This window comes from Colwellia demingiae (assembly GCF_007954275.1).
In the GTDB taxonomy this organism is placed as follows: domain Bacteria; phylum Pseudomonadota; class Gammaproteobacteria; order Enterobacterales; family Alteromonadaceae; genus Colwellia; species Colwellia demingiae.
In genome coordinates, this window is record NZ_VOLT01000019.1 from 18,470 (window position 1) to 37,803 (window position 19,334).

Here is a 19,334-nt window from a genome sequence, read left to right on the forward strand (position 1 = left end):
ACAGCTTTTTTAAAGAACTAATATCAGGAGCTCATCATGGCACAGTTCGATGCACTATTTCAGCCATTAAAAATTAATCAACTTACCATACGAAATCGTGTGGTTAGTACGGCACACGCCGAAGTATATGCTACCGAAGGTGGCATGACGACCGAACGATATGTTAAGTATTACGAAGAAAAAGCCAAAGGTGGGGTTGGTCTGTCAATTTGTGGCGGCTCCAGCGTAGTGTCGATTGACAGTCCACAAGACTGGTGGAAGTCGGTTAACTTGTCTACTGACAGGATCATCCCTCATTTTCAAAACTTAGCCGATGCAGTACATAAGCACGGCGGTAAAATTATGATTCAAATCACCCATATGGGACGTCGCTCTCGTTGGGATGGTGGTAATTGGTCAACATTAGTTAGCCCTAGTGGTATTCGTGAACCTGTTCATCGCGCTACTTGTAAAACTATTGAAATTGAAGAAATGCAACGCATTATTGGTGATTATGCTAAAGCTGCGGGACGTGCAAAAGCCGGTGGTTTAGATGGTATTGAACTATCAGCAGTACACCAACATTTAATCGATCAATTCTGGAGCCCACGGGTTAACCAGCGCGACGATGAATATGGCGGTAGCTTCGAAAATAGAATGCGTTTTGGTATGGAAGTCCTCCATGCTATTCGTGCAGAAGTGGGTCGTGAATTTGCTGTGGGCTTGCGTATTTGTGGTGATGAATTTCATCCTGATGGACTAAACCATGACGACATGAAACAGGTTGCTGCTTATTATGATGCCACCGGTTTACTCGATTTCTTCAGTGTGATTGGCTCTGGCTGTGATACTCACAATACACTGGCCAATGTTATCCCGAATATGAGCTATCCACCTGAACCGTTCTTACATTTAGCGGCAGGCATAAAAGAAGTTGTTAATGTGCCGGTAATGCATGCTCAAAACATTAAAGATCCAAATCAGGCCCAGCGTATTCTTGAAGCGGGTTATGTTGACTTCGTTGGTATGACACGTGCACATATTGCTGACCCACATTTGATCGCTAAAATAAAACTGAACCAAATTGATCAAATAAAACAATGTGTAGGTGCTAACTATTGTATCGATCGTCAATACCAAGGTTTAGATGTATTGTGTATTCAAAATGCCGCTACATCACGTGAATCGACGATGCCACACATTATCGCCAAAACTGAAGGGATAGTGCGTAAAGTTGTCGTCATTGGTGGCGGTCCTGCAGGTATGGAAGCTGCACGTGTTTCTGCCGAGCGTGGCCATGACGTTACTTTAATTGAAAAAAATCCGGAACTTGGCGGGCAAATCACTATTGCCTCAAAAGCGCCACAGCGTGATCAAATTGCCGGTATTACCCGTTGGTTTGCCTTAGAACTAGACCGTTTAGGTGTAGATCTTCGTCTTAATACCGCCGCTGATGAAGCATTGATCCGTAGCCTTAATGCCGATGTGGTCATTTTGGCTGTTGGTGGTCAACCTTTCTTAGGACAAAACCCGCATTGGGGTGTTGAAGAAGGTTTATCAGTAAGCACTTGGGATATTTTAAGTGGCAAGGTTGCGCCAGGTAAAAATGTTTTAGTTTATGACACCATTTGTGAATTTAGTGGTTTATCTGCCGCTGACTTTTTAGCACAAAATGGTTCATTGGTTGAGATGGTAACCGATGATATTAAACCAGGTGCTGCAGTGGGTGGAACAACATTCCCGACTTATTATCGCAGCTTGTATGAAAAAGACGTGATCATGTCCTCGGATTTAATACTAGAAAAAGTCTATCGTGAAGGCGATAAACTGGTGGCAGTGTTAGAGAATGAATATACCGGACAGCAAGAAGAGCGTGTAGTTGATCAAGTTGTAATTGAAAATGGCGTTCGTCCTGATGAAGAAATTTATCTGCAATTGAAAAGCGATTCTCGTAACAAAGGGCAAATCGATATTGAAGCGCTTTATGCGGCTTTGCCTCAGCCAATATTGTCTGAAGAAGGCGAAGGTTACTTGTTATATCGCATTGGTGATTGTGTATCGCAGCGTAATACTCATGCGGCAATATATGACGCATTACGTTTATGTAAGGATTTCTAGCTTAAGCTGCTTTTAGAATGTATGCCACCGTACTTTCTGTGCGGTGGTATATGCCTAGGATAATTAATAGGTCTTATTATGTCATCATCCGAATTTCTCTCCCAATTTTTGTTTACCCTTATTTCGTTTGCCCTACTACTGATGTTAGTTGGTGCAGTTAAACGTATGCTGCTGTGGTCACAGGGGCAATCATCAACGATACATTGGTTAGGGTTATTACAGATCCCTCGCCGCTATTTGGTTGACTTACATCATGTGGTTGCCCGTGATAAATATATGTCCAATACCCACGTCGCTACGGCGGGTGGTTTTGTTCTGTCTTCGATATTAATCGTACTGCTTTATGTCTTTCAGCTAAAGCTACAGATATTAACTTGGGCATTACTTGGTTCTTCGTTATTAATGTTTGTTGGCAGCATCTTTGTCATGATCAGACGTCGTAACCCGCCGCCTAATTTATCATTAGGTCAATGGCAACGATTACCAAAAAGTTTGATGGTTTTTTCATTGAGCTTTTTTATCCTCACCTTACCAGCAACGGGAATATTACCTAGTGATACTGGTGGTTGGTTACTCGCACTGTTGTTAGTTGCGGGCATTATCTGGGGAATTGGCGAAATGTTTTGCGGCATGACCTGGGGTGGGCCAATGAAGCACGCTTTTGCTGGTGCTTTGCATTTGGGCTTACATCGACGTCAAGAACGTTTTGGTGGTGGCCAGTCAACGGGACTAAAAGCGATAGATTTAAGTTCGAAGAAACTTGGCGTAGAAAAACCAATCGACTTTAAATGGAATCAATTATTAAGTTTTGATGCTTGTGTTGAATGTGGACGTTGCGAAAATAACTGTCCGGCCTTTGCTGCAGGGCAACCGTTAAATCCGAAAAAGCTGATCCAAGATATGGTCATTGGCATGGCTGGGGGCGATGACGCAAAATTTGCAGGCAGTCCTTATCCTGGTATTAAAGTAGGTACACATAAAGGCGGTGCGATCATTCCTATTGTTAACGTATTGGTGGAAAGCGATACCTTATGGTCATGTACTACTTGTCGTGCCTGCGTTGATGCCTGTCCTATGATGATTGAACATGTTGATGCGATTGTCGATATGCGACGTTTTGAAACAATGGAAAAAGGACAAACTCCGGGCAAGGGTAGTGAGATTTTAGAAAACCTGAGCGCGACTGATAACCCGAACGGTTTTGCTCCGAGCACTCGGATGAACTGGGCGGCAGATCAAAATCTTACCGTGTTTGGTCATAATGAGAAAAAGCAGGAAGTTACTCAGGCTGATGTACTTTTATGGGTTGGTGATGCGGCTTTTGATATGCGTAATCAACGCACATTGCGGGCAATGATTAAATTATTACGCGCTGCTAAGGTTAATTTTGCTGTCTTAGGGGATGCTGAATGTGACAGTGGTGACTTGGCTAGACGTTTGGGCGATGAAGCTACTTTTCAGCGCTTAGCCAACAGTAATATTAGCACCATGAATAAATATAAGTTTAATACCATTGTTACCGCTGACCCGCATGCCTTTCATTGTATTAAGAATGAATATGGTGAATTTGGTGGTAACTATAACGTAATGCACCACACCGGATTTTTTGCTGAGTTAGTGAGCCAACAGAAAATTAAGTTAGACAACAGTAAAGAACTGGCACTGACCTATCACGACCCTTGTTATTTAGGTCGTTATAACGGTGAGTATGATGCTCCTCGATTCTTGTTAGAAAGTATGGGAGTCAAAATAAAAGAAATGGATCGCAGTAAATCAACCGCACGTTGTTGTGGCGGTGGAGGTGGTGCACCGGTTACCGATATTCCAGGCAAACAACGTATTCCAGACATGCGCATGGCGGATGTTATTGAGACTAAGGCTGAAATTGTTGCGGTGGCCTGTCCAGGGTGTAGTGCGATGCTTGAAGGTGTGGTTGAACCAAGACCAGAAGTGAAAGACATCGCTGAGTTAATGTTAGATGCACTCATTGAAGGTGTAGTTGAAGATACGGCCGAAGTTGTGGTCGAAGACATGGTCGGAGGTGCAGTATGAGTGAATTATTCCGCCGTGATCCAAGAGCGCAATGGATAGCACGTAATCGTCTACATCCAATGCATCAAGCATTAGTTATTGGTCCGGTATTTGGTCCTTCAGGATTGCTGCGCAAAAACCTGCATATCATAGGATTTATTGGTCCTAATGGTCTGAAACGTATCGACCGTTCTGGCGCATCTAACGATAGTGAACAAGGCTCACGTCGCTCAGCTACTGCAAGTGAAGTGATATTGCCATTGCATCAAGTGGTAGAACCCGCATTTTATATTGTGGTGGTACTTGACTTAGTTTCAGGACGTTTGAACGGCCATGACAAAGATACCTTGGGTCTGGCGCAGCAATTAGCGAATCGTAACAATGGTGGTGGCGCAGTAGTCGCCATTGCTTTTGGTGAGCTAAAAGATGACTCGTTAAATAAAGCGGGTGTTGACCGTTTAATTCACATTAACGATGAACAATATGCCCATTATAACCCTGAGCAACGATGTAATGACCTTCAAGGCATTATTGGTGAGTTAGAACCACAACACATCTTGTTGCCAGATAGCATTAATGGTGGCGGCGATTTAGGTCGTCGCTTGGCCGCTGCATTACAACAGCGACCTGCGTGTGGCGTATGGAAACTAAATGATGACACCGTTATTTGTCGTGGTAGTGCAGGCAAGAGAGATATTACCCGCCCTTTAAGCAAGTTATTGTTGGTCATGGAAGAATGTAGTGAACCCATTAGTGAAACGCGACATGAGAATATATTAATGTCGCAGGCGTCAAGCCCATTAGCTAACGGAAAATTGTTTGATCAAGGCAATATTAGTGTTGATCCCAATGCTATTCCTCTGGCAGAAGCTGGTTTTATTCTCTCCGGTGGTAACGGTATTAACGACTGGGAACAATTTCATCACACGGCAAGTGTATTGGGTGCTACTGAAGGTGCGAGTCGAGTCGCTGTTGATGATGGCAATATGCCACGCGAGCGACAAGTGGGTGCCACAGGTACTTGGGTAACGGCACAAGTTTATATTGCGGTCGGTATATCTGGCGCTATTCAGCACATGCAGGGTATTGGTCAATGTGACAAAGTGGTTGCGATCAATACTGATGAGGGGTGTGACATGGTTAAACGTGCCGACATAAGTGCCATTGGGGACAGTACTGAAATACTAGCTCGATTGGTTGAACTCGTTGAGCAAAGAAAGCAGGCCAAGCAAACAAATAATGAAGGGGACGACAAATGAGTAACAATAACTTGTCGGTGATATCGTTAGTTTCTATTGGTGAACATCCAACGTCACGTCGACCAAGGCGTGCTGAGCAAGATGCTAGAGCGATAGAGTTAGGTATTAAACTCGTAGGCGATAACTTACAAACCTTGCACGCTGGAGAATTGTCTGACGATGATAGCCAGCAAACGGCATTGCGAAGTTATCTAGGTATGGGGCTTGCGGAGATAAACCTATTAGAAATGCCAGAAAATTCAGACGCTGTTCTGGTTATTGCTGAGCATTTAAAGCAGAAAAAGCCAGACATTATTTTGACTGGTGTACGTGCTGAAAATGGCGAGTCTTCGGGCATGTTGCCTTACTTATTGGCAGAGCAGCTTGGCATGGCCATGGTTACGTCGATTGCTGAGATTTTATCCGTAGATGAAGTCAATAAACAAGCGGAAGTATTACAAGCCTTACCGCGTGGTCAGCGCCGTAAACTCAAAGTTGATTTACCCTTTATCGCGAGTGTTGACATGGCTGCTGCACTTCCAAGGCAAAGTGCTTTTGGCCCAGCGAGGCGTGGTCAATTTGAAGAGATATTGGGTACTAGCTTTACGGATCAAGAATCCTCAGAATGGCAAACAGCTGATGCTAAAAAACGTCCTAAACGCCTTAAGATAATCAAGGCGAAAACTGCAGCAGACCGCTTTAAAGCCGCTACGGCTAAAGCATCAGGTGGCGGTGGTAAAGTGGTACATGGCGTTGAAGAATCGGCACAAGCTATTTTAGATTTACTGGTAGAAGAAGGCTTGGTGTAAGACTAATCATACCAAGTACATTAATTAATTGACCACTTAGCGAGAATTAAAAGGCTTAGAGGCAAGGCATTGATTGAAGCGAATGGTTATTCAGGAGAATATGCTCCTGCATTCTCTAATAAGCTGCATCCATGCAGCGTCCTTCACAAAATCAATAACGACGCATGTAAGCCTTTACCTTTTATTAGGTACTCGCCCTTTGGGAGTTCATTAGCAAACTAATAAACCGCTCAAAATTAAAGAAATATAGAATGACTATGTTTAAGTAATTTTGATTGTTTTAAGCTCGCTAATATAACTCTAAGTTGATCAATTTATTAGTGTAATTGGTATTAAATAAATTAAGTGCGAAATTTTGTATCGAGACTACGTTGATTGAAAATTGATCAGCGTAGTTTGGGTATAAAGCAACTGTTTGCTCTATACGGTAAATATGTCTGCCTATAGGTTTGATACGGTAATCATTTCACATTTCACGTTGCTGCTGTTTTTGGTTTGAATCAAATTGTTAGCCACGGGTTTCCACTATGCCCTTTATCAACTGGCTTAGTACCTACCTGAATGAATTACAAATACACGCCACACTTTGCGGTTATACCTGGACTATTGCCGGTCGCACCAGCCATGCTACGTCATTAATGATTATCTTTAGGGTATATACGCCGATTAAAAATACCTTTGATGCCACGCAACTGACGCCAAAATTCTCTCATGCGTCTTAAAATAGTAAAAAATCACCATGGTATAATGCTTACTACCACAATAGGCCAAACCTAATCTTGTGTTAGGCATGATACTTGAGTATCAAAATAGCTAATACCAGTTAGATTACCCACCCCCTAAACTAGCGTTATCATCGTTTTAATTAACTCTACACTATTGCTATTTTTTGCTCGAACAGAATGTAGCAGCTCTCGATTTATATGAAAATCTTTCATAAATTTTCTCAAAAAATAATTATTTTCAACTATTTTTAATTATTTTCAAATTAAATCCTCTCAAAATTTGGGTAACTTTCCTCGTCATGGCACAACGTAGTTTACCTTGATACTGCTTGAAATCGATTCAGGTTAAAAATAGTTAGCGAGTAGTCGTTATTTATAACTTAACTAATGCCGACATTATTCTTGTCAATAGCGTCTTTTTTGTCAAATCGATGAAAGAACAAGCAGTTTTTCATTTGGGTATGAGTGAATAATCATTAATTTTAATTAGTGTGCTAAGTAATTTTTTGGTGAAGATTGTCTGATTTAAGTTCGTTAATTTGATTTAAATCAATTTTTAATGGCAAAAAATATGATTTTAGAAGCTGGGTGTAAGCTTGACAGTTCGTTTACTAATCATTACTTTTGTTATTAATTGATCGTTCAATTAACAATCGTTCAATTAAATAAATGGCTAAATTTAAAATAGGTCATGTACATAATAAAATTGGCACAACAATTAAAATTACTATGGGAAACTTCACTATGCACAAGAAAATGATGTTGGCTTTCGTTATCTCATCACTGTTTTTATCAGGATGTAATGATGATAATGATAAAGACGAAAATATAAGAACTGAAGCGAAAACAGAACAACCAACGACTGAAAATATTGGTACCGTTAAAAACGTTATTTTAATGATTGGCGATGGTATGGGTCCGCAACAAGTTGGCTTACTTGAAGAATATGCACGTCGTGCACCTAACTCTATTTATAATAGTACCGGCAATAAAACAGCGCTTTCAAAAATAGCCGATGCAGGAGACATAGGCTTATCATTAACTGCACCATTTGGTAGTAACGGCAGTTTAGTGGTTGATTCTGCTTGCTCTGCTACACAATTAGCCACTGGCATTGCAGCGGGTTCAGAAATGATAGGTTTAGACAATGATGGTAATATTGTTCAAACAATCTTAGAAAAAGCTAAATCATTAGGTAAAGCGACAGGGTTAATTTCAGATGTTCGTATTACTCATGCAACACCTGCCGCATTTGCATCTCACCAAGCCCATAGATCATTTGAAGATAAAATAGCTGTAGAGTTAATTGAGTCAGGTAATGTTGATGTTTTACTTTCTGGCGGCGCAAGAGTGTTTTTGCCCGCTGATATAAAAGAGAACGCAGCAACTCAGCAACTAATGAGTGATTTAGGCGCGTCTAGCAGTATTTATAAAAAATCAAAACGTAAAGATAGTCGCAACCTTATTCTCGAAGCAAAAGAGGATTATGGTTTTAGCTTAGCATTTGATAATGCACAATTGCAGAAAGTCACTGGTGATAAAGTATTAGGCTTGTTTGCTAACTCACTGATGAGTGATGGTATTGCTTATCATGCTTGTAAGGAAGCAAACACTTGTACACAACCCTCGCTACGTGAGATGACCATAACAGCGTTAGATATTTTGTCCAAAGATGAAGATGGTTTCTTTTTAATGATCGAAGGTGGTCAAATTGACTGGGCAGGACATATTAATGATGCGGGTTGGATGTTGCATGAATTAGTAAAATTCGACGAAGCTGTAGAAGCTGTTTATGAGTGGGTAAAAGATCGCGACGATACTTTAGTTGTGGTTACTGCAGATCATGAAACTGGTGGTTTTGGCTTTAGTTATTCTCGTAAAGACTTACCAGAAGAAAAAATATTAGATGGTGACGGCATGGCTGGTAATGCATACAAGCCTTTGTATAATTTTGGACCATTAGATAATTTAGACCGCATATATAAGCAATCAGCTACATTTTACGACATGATGACTGCGGTGAATGCTGATTGGGACTTTAGCAATACCACAGGGCAGCAGTGGGCTGACGTTGTTAACCAATACAGTGATTATAAAGTTACTGTTGACCAAGCCGCAGCTATTGCTGAGCGTGAAGTCAATGAATATCAAGTAGATGGTCATCCTTATTTAGGTGCTTCAGAATTTCCAAAAATAGTAGATTTCAAAGAATTTTATGTTTACGGTGATGATCTCCATGCCGACTTGATAGGCCGAGCTATAGCCGCACAACAAAACATTGTTTGGGGTACTGGTACGCATACGGCTTCACCTGTTGCCGTTTACGCTTTTGGTCCCAAGAATATTACTAAGACATTTTCCACTATGCAACATCATGTTGATTTAGGGCAGAAAATGATGGCAGCAATAAAGTAACAAGCTTAGATTCAGCAATTTGTGGTGCAGTGGCTCTTGATTGCCACAGCCACCACAGTTGTTCACCATCCAAAGAAGCACTACCGTAGTTTTGGTCACTCACTATTTGCAACAAGAATTTATTTACCAAATCGTATTATATTTTTGATTGACTCTCCTAGCACAGTTACCCACCAGAACTTTGTTAATTTACCTAGACCACACAAAGAATTGAGTGTGTCTGAACTAAATGGCAAGCGGAACTCATGGCTAGGTTCCCAATTTACTTACCCGCACATTTATTAATATATTGGAGTGAACAAGTGACCGTTATTTGTCCTATAGAATCAAAATATCCTACTCATGCTGACCCGTCACGTATTACCGTATCGTCGTTACGACAGCAAATATCGCAAGAGTTACATAACAGGCCGTCGCCACAAGTAAATGCACCTACGTCAATCGCACATATGGCTGTACGTTTGACTGAAAAGCAGCGAGACCAAGAGTACCAACAACTATATTCTTTGTGTGAGCGCTACAATGTTAATCCTCCCAGTATTGAGGCAAGTTGCTATTACCAAGATTTTGGTGGCTTTGAATTGCGTTGGGAACGCCATCTAGAATTTTCAAGTTATAGCTTTATTCGCAAGGGCTTAGGGAAACAGTTATTTGATGGTTATGCGATAGAGTACGTGCCCCAAGAATGGTTTGACAACATTGTTGGTGAACTGGTCAGTGCGGTGAACCTGGTTATTAGCCAAGATAAACTGCTAGAACAAGAGCTCTATCATGCTTTTGAAGGTCATCAGGTGCTTGGTAGTAATGTTGCTGATAATCGAGCAAAAGTTTATGCCTCATTCAGACTGCATAGTGATGGTTTTGGACGTATTATCATTCAAAGTAACATGCTAAACAGCTATCAAGCGGGTCGATTAATACAACGAATGTTAGAAATAGAAACCTATCAAATGATGGCATTACTTAGTTTGCCAATGGCTCGTTCTTTATCACCTAAAGTGGCTAAAATGGAACTTGATTTAGTTGAAATCAATCAAAAAATGGCGGGTTTTTGTAAGGGAAATGACAGTGGAATGCTCGATGAACTTTCCTATTTGGCCGGAAAAACCGAGCAACTTATTTCCGATATTAGCTATCGTTTTAGCGCAACAAACGCTTATTACGAACTGGTTTGCTCGCGACTTGAACAATTAAAAGAAACCGATATTGAAGGGATTGAACGGATCAATGAATTTGTTACTAGGCGATTAAGCCCTGGCATTCGCACCTGTCAAGCATTGTCTATTCGTCTGGAAAAGCTAACCCTTCGTATTGCGCGTGCAAGCAGTTTACTCAGAACGCGTGTGGACTTAACGATAGAGCAGCAAAATCAACAATTATTGTCTGCGATTAATCAGCGCGGTGAAGTGCAATTGCGTTTACAGCAAATGGTTGAGGGTGTCTCTATTGCGGCAATGGCTTATTACTTGATAGGTTTGCTCGACTATATGCTTGACGCCGTTAATCTTTCAGGTTTTCATCTGAATAAAATTCTAATCAAAGGGTTCGCAGCACCAATTATTTTATGCCTAACTTGGTTATTGCTACGGTTTGCTATGAGTTACATTAAAAAGATCCCTGTTAAAGTCTCGAAATAACATCATAGTAACTAAGTTTATGACGATCCCAGACAACAAACAGCATTGCGCAGATACCTGGATACGTGGTTTGCGAAAATAAACCAGTTGGTTAATGCGAGAACGTACCGCACTGTTTTCATGCGTTGTGAGCTTGTTGCTTGGGGTTTCCACTATGCCCTTTGCCAACTGGCTTAGTACCTACATGAATGAATTACAAATACACGCCACACTTTGCGGTTATACCTGGACTATTGCCAGGCAACTGACACCAAAATTCTCTTATGCGTCTTAAAATAGTCAAAAATCACCATGGTATAACGATTACCACCACAATAGGCCAAACCTAATCTTGTGTTAGGCATGATACTTGAGTATCAAAATAGCTAATATCAGTTAGATTACCCAACCCCTAAACTAGCGTTATCATCGTTTATATGAACTCCACACTATCGTTCTTTTTTGCTCGAACTTAATGTAAAAAACTCTAGTTTTTATGAAAATCACTCATGAACTTGCTCATAAATTAATTATTTTCAACTATTTTTAATTATTTTAAAATTAAATCCTCTCAAAATTTGGGTAACTTGCCTTGTTATGACATAGGGCAGTTTACCTTAATAGTTCTTGAAATCGATTCAGGTTAAAAATAGTTAGTGAGTAGTCGTTATCTATAACTTAACTAATGCCGACATAATTCTTGCCAATAACGTCGGTTTTTTTAATTCGATGTAATAATAAGCAGTTTTTTGTTCAGTTATGGATCAATAATTATGAGTTTTAATTAGTGTGCTAAGTAATTGTTTGGTGGGAATTGTCTAATTTAAGTTCGTTAATTTGATTTAAATCAAATTTTAATGGCAAAAAATATGATTCTAGAAGCTGAGTGTAAGCTTGACAGTTCGTTTACTAAGTATTACTTTTGTTATTAATTGAACGTTCAATTAAAAACGAGAAGAGAGTTAATATGCCGAAATTAGGTATCAAACCGTTACGCAGGCAACAGCTTATTGATGCAACGTTAAGATCTATTTCTGAGCGTGGTTTGCAAAATACTACCATAGTGTCTATTAGCAAAATTGCTGGTATGTCGTCAGGCATTATCAGTCACTATTTTGGTGGGAAAAAAGAATTGATAGAGGCGACTGTTAGTTATTTACTCGATCAATTACAGCAATCTCTTTTAGAACGTATTACCCAAGATAATCCGCCAGCACATATCAGGCTGCATTTAATTGTTGAAGCCAATTTTACCGAATTTCAGCGTTCTATACTGGCGACTAAAACCTGGTTAAGTTTTTGGGCAATGGCGATGCATGACCCTGCAATGGCGCGATTACAATCTATCAATAGCAACCGTCTATATAGCAATTTACTTTTCTCTTTTAAAGAGTTGCTTGACGCTGACTCTGCGGCTAACGCAGCCAAGCAAACGGCAGCGATGATTGATGGTTTTTGGCTTAGAAGTGCTTTGAGTGAAAACGCTGAACAAGAATTTATAGCAGCTGAACTGCTCTGCAAAAAATTTATTAATAATGTTATTAAACAGGAGATATCTAATGCCTCTAATCAAATATAAAAACTATGTTGATGGCGCATATACAAGCAATGGCACAGGGCTAGCGTTCGACGTTACTAACCCAGCAACAGGTCAGGTAATTTATCAGGTAGAAATTGCTGATGAACTGATAAAAGAAAAAGCCATTGATAGCGCTAAGCGAGGATTTGCCGTGTGGTCTGCGATGAGCGCGACCGAGCGTAGTCGAATATTATTAAAAGCGGTCGACTTACTGCGTTCTCGTAATGATGAACTGGCAAAAGTTGAAGTCTTGGATACGGGCAAGCCATGGCAAGAAGCCAGCGTAGTTGATGTACAGTCTGGCGCAGATTCTATTGAGTTTTTTGCAGGTTTGGCTCCTGGCATTGAAGGTAATCAGCAACAAGTTGGCGCTGATTTTTATTACACACGCCGTGAGGCTTTAGGTGTTTGTGCCGGTATTGGCGCATGGAATTACCCGTTGCAAATTGCTTGTTGGAAGGCTGCCCCAGCGCTTGCTTGTGGTAATGCAATGATATTTAAACCCTCAGAAGAAACACCGTTAGGGGCTTTGAAACTGGCAGAAATCTTTAGCGAAGCTGGTTTACCTGATGGAGTCTTTAACGTATTGCAGGGAGCGGGGGATGTCGGTTCGTGGTTAAGCCATCATCCAGATATTGCTAAAGTTTCTTTTACTGGTGAAGTAGGTACCGGGAAGAAAGTAATGGCGGGTGCCGCTACTACTTTAAAAGATATCACTATGGAACTCGGTGGAAAATCACCGCTCATTATCTTTGATGATGCTGATGTTGATAATGCGGTATCAGCGGCGATGTTAGGTAACTTTTATACCCAAGGTGAAATTTGCACCAATGGCACGCGTGTTTTTGTGCAAAAAGAAATTTATCCAACCTTTATTCAAAAATTAGTAGAGCGCACTAAAAACAACATTATTATCGGTGATCCAATGGATGCTGATACTAACTTTGGTGCACTGATCTCAGCCAAGCATCAACGCTTAGTGCTCGATTATATCGACTTAGGCCTAAAAGAAGGCGCGACATTGTTGCAAGGTGGCGCTGCGCTAAACCCAATCGGTTGTGACTCCGGCTATTTTGTCGAGCCCACCATATTCACCGATTGTAACGATACGATGAGCATTTGCCGTGAAGAAATCTTTGGTCCGGTAATGTCGGTGTTGACCTTTGATGACGAAGACGAAGTGATCAAGCGTGCTAATGGGACTGAGTTTGGATTAGCTGCTGGGGTATTCACCCAAGACATCAGTCGTGCTCATCGGGTTATACATCAAATTCAAGCGGGTATTTGTTGGATCAATAGCTACGGACTTTCACCGGTCGAAATGCCTGTAGGCGGCTATAAACTATCGGGCATTGGCCGAGAAAATGGCCTGGCGACATTAAATCACTATACCCAAATTAAAGCGGTTTATGTTGGCTTAGAACCACTTGAAAGTCCTTTTTAAAGTTGATTTTTTTAAACTTGGTCCTTTTTGAGTTTAGTCCTTTTGAACTTACTTGGTAATAAAATAATGAAAACACATCAATATGATTACATTATTGTTGGGGCTGGATCTGCTGGCTGTGTATTGGCTAACCGTCTGTCTGAAGACGGCAACTCGAATGTACTGTTGTTAGAGACAGGTGGCAGCGATAAAAGTATTTTTATCCAAATGCCGACAGCCTTATCCATTCCGATGAATAGCAGTAAATATGCTTGGCAATTTGAAACAGAGCCAGAGCCTTTCATTGATAATCGACGTATGCACTGTCCTCGAGGCAAGGTTTTGGGTGGTTCCTCATCGATTAATGGCATGGTTTATGTTCGTGGACATGCTCGAGACTTCGATGAATGGCAGCAGTATGGTGCTGATAGTTGGGATTATGCCCATTGTTTACCTTACTTTAAAAAGGCCGAAACTTGGGCTTTTGGCGGCGATGAATATCGCGGAAATGAAGGACCTTTAGGCGTTAATAACGGCAATAAAATGGCTAATCCACTTTATAAAGCCTTTGTTGATGCGGGAGTTGATGCGGGTTATTTTTCCACTGATGACTATAACGGTAGTCAACAAGAAGGCTTTGGTGCCATGCACATGACGGTTAAAAACGGCGTGCGTTGTTCGACAGCTAATGCCTATTTACGCCCCGCTATGTCGCGTAAGAATTTAACCGTGATAACCCATGCTTTAGTACATAAGGTGTTGCTGGAAAATAAAACTGCCGTTGGAATTCGTTATGAACGCAAAGGTAAAATCCTCGATGTTAAGGTTAACAAAGAAGTTATTCTCTCTGCGGGCTCTATTGGCTCTCCGCACTTACTGCAACTCTCAGGCATAGGTGCAAAGAAAGTATTAACCGAAGCTGGCATTGAGACATTGCATGACTTACCCGGTGTAGGTCAGAACTTACAGGATCATTTGGAATTTTACTTTCAATTTAAATGCAATCAGCCAATCTCCTTGAATGGCAAATTAGGCTTATGGAACAAGTTTTTGATCGGCACACGCTGGATCTTAAATAAAGACGGTTTAGGTGCCACTAACCATTTTGAATCTTGCGGCTTTATTCGTTCTAAAGCTAATGTTGAATGGCCTGATTTACAATATCACTTTTTACCTGCTGCAATGCGTTATGACGGTAAAGAAGCCTTTGCTGGTCATGGTTTTCAAGTCCATGTTGGCCATAACAAACCTAAGAGCCGTGGCAGCGTCAATGTTGTGTCTAGTGATCCTAAAGCTCCTCCTAAAATCAGCTTTAACTATCTTGAACATGAAGAAGATCGCGCTGGATTTAGAGCCTGCGTGCGTTTAACTCGAGAGATTATTCATCAACCTGCACTTGATGAGTACCGCGGTGAAGAAATTCAACCAGGCGCTCATATTCAGACCGATGAAGAAATTGATGCCTTTGTACGTTCATCCGTAGAGAGCGCCTATCATCCATCATGTTCATGCAAAATGGGTGTTGATGATTTGGCTGTGGTTGATCCGCAAACCAGAGTCAGAGGCATTAAAGGCTTGCGTGTTGTTGACTCATCGATTTTCCCAACCATCCCAAATGGAAATTTAAATGCGCCAACGATCATGGTAGCGGAACGTGCTGCCGATATTATTCGCGGCTTGGATACGCTTGCCCCGTCGACTGCAAAAGTAGAAATCACACCAAACTGGCAAGCGCAGCAACGTCCTAAGGAGGCAACACGAAATATTAAATAACTATCTGAAATATATTACAAAACTTTAAAATTAATTAAAATTAAAATAAAAACTAAACATTAGTTAAGGAGAAAAGTATGAATTATTTAAATCAGCAACACAGTAGGGAGAAATTATCATGACAGCTTGGTTATCGGCAGGATTAATATTCACCTTTGTTGCAATCGTATTTATTCTAATACGTTGGGGTAACGTAAAATGCATTGGGGTGACTCCGGTGCATACCTTTACTTTCATCGCCATTCTTTTCACCTCAGGACTTGATGTGGGACTTATCATGTTTCCATTGACTGAGTTCGCAGGCTATGCCGATTTAGCGGCCAGTCCGGAATATGGCTTTACCAATCCACTCGCTATTGAGTTCGGATTCTGGGCCTTCCTTATTTGGGGCTTTTATTTCCTGACTTGTTTCTATTTTTGTGTGATAGAGCCACGCGTTAAGTTTTTTGAACTGCCATTGATAAAGTTTATTAATAACTTCGTGATTATTGGTACTTGTGCCTTTACCGCCTATTTGTTGTTAACCAATTTACCTTGGTATATGCCGCAACTGGGCGATGGCGAAACGCTGGTCAGTAGCTTCTATTTAATCGTGTTTGCCGTTATCTGTGCCTCGGTTTATTCAAGCACTCACATTCGTTACGTGCGTATCTTAAGTTTGGCAACTACCTGGGCATTTTTAGGGTTAATTGTTGTTATGTGGGCTGGCGCATTCATGGGAGAAGGTTCAAATGTTGGTGAATTTGTTTCAACCATAGGTCTACTTGGCGGTTATTTCGGTAACCTAGATAAATTTGTGCTGCCGCTTAATGACTATCATGAATTTTACCTTTACTGGTGGTTTGCTTGGAGCATTATGATCGGTCAGTTTACCTCGCGTTTCGTTGGCGGCTTGCGTACTTACCAAGTGTTGGCTGCGATGCTGGTTATTCCGTCACTACCCATAGCTGCTTGGTTTGCGGTGTTGTATTACTACAGCGTCAACAGCATTGATACCAGCGGATTTTATAACTTAGCGATGATTATCGTCGGCATCACTTTTGTTATTAACTCTCTTGATTCTCTGGTTCGTTTATATACCGACAACCTTGGTATGAGTGTAAAGAAACTAGGGACAGTAAAATATCTTGTCGGCAATATCGTTGTGCTGAGTTTGTTAACGTTATCGTTCAAGCTAGATTTCTTACAAATACAATGGGTTGGGGCTGTAGTTATCGGGCTGTTCTTTAGTTGTCTGGGCTATATTTTGGTCAAAAAATTCAAAGTAGTAAAAGCAATAGATGAATCGCCATCAGCAAATATAGTCGACTTTCATAAGATTGATTTAGCCGATTAATTTCAAAAATAAAATAAAATAAAATAAAAACTAAAATAATTATTACAGGAATTTACGATGAATATAATGAATAAAAAAGTAATCTCATTAGCTGCTACTTGTTTATTGGCCGCAGGTAGTGCGCATGCTGATGTCTCATCAACGGTAAATCTAACCTCGGATTACACCTTTAACGGGGTCAGTCAAACTGACAGTGATCCAGCTTTACAAGCAAGTCTAGATTATGCCGGCGATAGTGGTTTTTATGTAGGGACTTGGGCGAGTAATGTGGATTTTGGCGGCAGTGATGATACCAATATTGAATGGGATTTTTATGTTGGTAATTATTGGCAATTGAATGAAAAAATTGGTTTAGATGCAGGCGTAGCTTATTACACCTACCACGGTGATGATGGCTCAAGTGAGTACAAATACGGTGAAGCATATACCAAGTTTGGCTATAACTCATCTGTGGGTGATACCGAATTAAACTTTTGGTACGCCTGGGATTATTTTGGTACCGGTGCAGGTCATTATATTATGATGGCCGCCCACACTTTCACAGTAAGTGAAGGTCATAATGTCCGCGTAAGTATCGATCGTTCAACGTCAGACGATGTGAGTAAGTGGGGTTGGGGTAATAACTTTGATGAGAAATCATATAACCATTACCGTATCGAATACATGACCAGCTTCAGTGGATTTGACTTTAACCTAGCGGCAGAAGATACCAGTATGGATTGGGAAACATCAGACAGTCGAGTAGTGTTATCAGTATCAAGAACGTTTGGTTTTTAAATTACCTGAGTGCAAAAATGGTTATATCAAGACTGATAATTTATTGACCCGTAAATTATCAGGATAGATATTAGTAACCCCTTTGATTTAGGCGAAGGGGTTTATCTTTTAGTCACTTAGTTATTTAGTTATTTAATTAATAGTTGGATTGATACAGTGGAAATATATGAGCAGCTTATATTGTCTTTACGACAAGTTAATCGTGCAGTTGACTTGCACTCTAAACAATTAAACAAGAAGTTTGGCTTAACTGGTCCTCAGTTATTAGTCATAAAAAAAATAGTCGAATTAAAGGGACCCATGGCAAAAATGGTAGCGGAAGCAGTTAATCTTAGCCCTGCCACGGTTACCACCATTATTGATCGTTTAGAAGTAAACAAATTAGTGCAACGTAAACGCAGTGACTATGATAAACGCAGGGTAGAGCTGTTTGTAACTGACAAAGGGACAAGCTTGTTACTACAGATGCCACAATTATTGCCGACTACTTTTATTACACAATTTCAAGGGTTGGGATCATGGGAACAAAACCAATTGCTTTCTTCAGTGCAACGAATTGTCGATATGATGGAGTCAGAGTCTGATGCAATACCAAGTGCTTTAATGCTGTGATGAGCGATCAACTAGAAGTGATTTTTGGTTATGATTATGTTTTGAATTGACTCAAATGGAGCAAAATGGAGTAAAAGAAGATGAATAGAAAGGATAAAAGAGAAGGAATGAAAGAGGTAATGCCGTATTAAAGCGAATTACTGCTAAAATACGGCATAAATAGAAAAGGTTTAGCTTAGAAGTAATAGCCGATATTGATGTTCAATCGCTTATTCCAATCATCAGCATTGCCGACTAAAGTACCGCCGATAAATGGTTGGTTTTTAGCAATAACAAAGTCAACATAAGCGTAAACACCACCAGCACTGATCGCAACACCAGTTACGTTCATTGTAGTATCGTCTAAACCAGCTGATTTATCAGTGATTAAGTTGTAATCGTTATAGTAAGTCAAGTTAGTGATAGGTCCAAGAGACACTGACTGGCTATAAGATAGGTTAAGGTTATATGACGTAGCTTCCGTTGGAATTGTGTCATAGAATGCCCAAGCGCCTACAGCAACAGCATCAGAGCCGTTATCTAGGTCATATTCATACTCTGAAGCTTGAAACATAATACCAATGTTTTCAATTTTGCTTTTTACATGAAAAGCGTATGCTGTGTGATCGCCTACAGAGCCAACACCAGAGCCACCTTCAAGATCACCTGATAATAATGAGACACCCACTTCTGTATTAGAGAAGAAATTATAAGTATATCTTAAGTTTATGGTATTACTCTCGCCCATTTGTTGTGCTGGTGCGCTGTAAATACCTTCACCACTAGCATAGTCACGGATGCCAACTACATCATAAGAATAGCGATGAGTTTTGTCACCTGAATACCCGTCAACACCACCTTTTTCATCATTTAAGAAATAGGCAACACGGATATCATGTTTGTCATACTTACCTATAAATGATA

The 19,334-nt window shown here is 40.6% G+C and carries 13 protein-coding genes and 1 pseudogene; 13 read left to right on the plus strand and 1 reads right to left on the minus strand.

From position 1 onward, the window contains the following. Positions 1–36 precede the first annotated feature (36 nt). The 13 genes from dgcA to ESZ36_RS21980 all read left to right on the plus strand — a co-directional run bounded on the left by dgcA (position 37) and on the right by ESZ36_RS21980 (position 18,431). Positions 37–2,097, plus strand: coding sequence for a dimethylglycine demethylation protein DgcA (gene dgcA / locus ESZ36_RS21915; RefSeq protein ID WP_146791852.1), 2,061 nt, complete (start codon positions 37–39; stop codon positions 2,095–2,097). Positions 2,098–2,175: 78 nt separating this feature from the next. Further along, positions 2,176–4,149, plus strand: coding sequence for a (Fe-S)-binding protein (locus tag ESZ36_RS21920; protein WP_146791854.1), 1,974 nt, complete (start codon positions 2,176–2,178; stop codon positions 4,147–4,149). Beyond that, positions 4,146–5,387, plus strand: a complete 1,242-nt coding sequence (etfA, locus tag ESZ36_RS21925; RefSeq protein ID WP_170235920.1) for an electron transfer flavoprotein subunit alpha — start codon at positions 4,146–4,148, stop codon at positions 5,385–5,387. The genes ESZ36_RS21920 and etfA overlap by 4 nt, the downstream gene beginning before the upstream one ends. Further along, the gene (etfB, locus tag ESZ36_RS21930) at positions 5,384–6,175 is read left to right on the plus strand and encodes an electron transfer flavoprotein subunit beta (RefSeq protein ID WP_146791856.1); all 792 of its coding nucleotides are present in this window, start codon (positions 5,384–5,386) and stop codon (positions 6,173–6,175) included. The genes etfA and etfB overlap by 4 nt, the downstream gene beginning before the upstream one ends. A 527-nt stretch (positions 6,176–6,702) precedes the next feature. Beyond that, positions 6,703–6,897 carry a hypothetical protein gene (locus ESZ36_RS21935; protein WP_146791858.1) on the plus strand — a complete coding sequence of 65 codons (195 nt, stop codon included), beginning with the start codon at positions 6,703–6,705 and terminating at the stop codon, positions 6,895–6,897. Positions 6,898–7,644: 747 nt separating this feature from the next. Beyond that, entirely contained in the window at positions 7,645–9,315 is a 1,671-nt protein-coding gene (locus tag ESZ36_RS21940; RefSeq protein WP_146791880.1) for an alkaline phosphatase, read from the plus strand. Between the two features lie 245 nt (positions 9,316–9,560). Further along, positions 9,561–10,952 carry a DUF3422 family protein gene (locus ESZ36_RS21945; RefSeq protein WP_146791860.1) on the plus strand — a complete coding sequence of 464 codons (1,392 nt, stop codon included), beginning with the start codon at positions 9,561–9,563 and terminating at the stop codon, positions 10,950–10,952. A gap of 946 nt (positions 10,953–11,898) precedes the next feature. Beyond that, positions 11,899–12,510 carry a transcriptional regulator BetI gene (gene betI, locus ESZ36_RS21955; protein ID WP_146791869.1) on the plus strand — a complete coding sequence of 204 codons (612 nt, stop codon included), beginning with the start codon at positions 11,899–11,901 and terminating at the stop codon, positions 12,508–12,510. Then, on the plus strand, positions 12,491–13,954 hold the full coding sequence (betB, locus tag ESZ36_RS21960; protein ID WP_146791871.1) for a betaine-aldehyde dehydrogenase: 1,464 nt from the start codon (positions 12,491–12,493) through the stop codon (positions 13,952–13,954). The genes betI and betB overlap by 20 nt, the downstream gene beginning before the upstream one ends. A gap of 66 nt (positions 13,955–14,020) precedes the next feature. Further along, on the plus strand, positions 14,021–15,706 hold the full coding sequence (betA, locus tag ESZ36_RS21965) for a choline dehydrogenase (RefSeq protein ID WP_146791873.1): 1,686 nt from the start codon (positions 14,021–14,023) through the stop codon (positions 15,704–15,706). Positions 15,707–15,824: 118 nt separating this feature from the next. Continuing rightward, positions 15,825–17,042 (plus strand): BCCT family transporter, encoded by a 1,218-nt coding sequence (locus tag ESZ36_RS21970; RefSeq protein ID WP_146791875.1) that lies wholly within the window; start codon positions 15,825–15,827, stop codon positions 17,040–17,042. Between the two features lie 66 nt (positions 17,043–17,108). Beyond that, complete coding sequence (locus tag ESZ36_RS21975; RefSeq protein ID WP_146791882.1) at positions 17,109–17,819, plus strand: TorF family putative porin; 711 nt, start codon at positions 17,109–17,111, stop codon at positions 17,817–17,819. A gap of 156 nt (positions 17,820–17,975) precedes the next feature. After that, on the plus strand, positions 17,976–18,431 hold the full coding sequence (locus ESZ36_RS21980) for a MarR family winged helix-turn-helix transcriptional regulator (RefSeq protein ID WP_146791877.1): 456 nt from the start codon (positions 17,976–17,978) through the stop codon (positions 18,429–18,431). 175 nt (positions 18,432–18,606) lie between these two features. On the opposite strand, the pseudogene ESZ36_RS21985 reads toward ESZ36_RS21980, so the two are convergent. After that, positions 18,607–19,334, minus strand: a pseudogene (locus tag ESZ36_RS21985) (carbohydrate porin); the annotation flags it as partial.

What these genes read in the sequence shown, in the direction of transcription:
- ESZ36_RS21975 (WP_146791882.1), top strand. Translation starts at nt 17,109, where the DNA reads ATGAATAAAAAAGTAATCTCATTAGCTGCTACTTGTTTATTGGCCGCA.
- etfA (WP_170235920.1), top strand. Translation starts at nt 4,146, where the DNA reads ATGAGTGAATTATTCCGCCGTGATCCAAGAGCGCAATGGATAGCACGT.
- betA (WP_146791873.1), top strand. Translation starts at nt 14,021, where the DNA reads ATGAAAACACATCAATATGATTACATTATTGTTGGGGCTGGATCTGCT.
- betI (WP_146791869.1), top strand. Translation starts at nt 11,899, where the DNA reads ATGCCGAAATTAGGTATCAAACCGTTACGCAGGCAACAGCTTATTGAT.
- etfB (WP_146791856.1), top strand. Translation starts at nt 5,384, where the DNA reads ATGAGTAACAATAACTTGTCGGTGATATCGTTAGTTTCTATTGGTGAA.
- ESZ36_RS21935 (WP_146791858.1), top strand. Translation starts at nt 6,703, where the DNA reads ATGCCCTTTATCAACTGGCTTAGTACCTACCTGAATGAATTACAAATA.
- ESZ36_RS21970 (WP_146791875.1), top strand. Translation starts at nt 15,825, where the DNA reads ATGACAGCTTGGTTATCGGCAGGATTAATATTCACCTTTGTTGCAATC.
- ESZ36_RS21920 (WP_146791854.1), top strand. Translation starts at nt 2,176, where the DNA reads ATGTCATCATCCGAATTTCTCTCCCAATTTTTGTTTACCCTTATTTCG.
- ESZ36_RS21945 (WP_146791860.1), top strand. Translation starts at nt 9,561, where the DNA reads ATGGCTAGGTTCCCAATTTACTTACCCGCACATTTATTAATATATTGG.
- dgcA (WP_146791852.1), top strand. Translation starts at nt 37, where the DNA reads ATGGCACAGTTCGATGCACTATTTCAGCCATTAAAAATTAATCAACTT.
- ESZ36_RS21940 (WP_146791880.1), top strand. Translation starts at nt 7,645, where the DNA reads ATGCACAAGAAAATGATGTTGGCTTTCGTTATCTCATCACTGTTTTTA.
- betB (WP_146791871.1), top strand. Translation starts at nt 12,491, where the DNA reads ATGCCTCTAATCAAATATAAAAACTATGTTGATGGCGCATATACAAGC.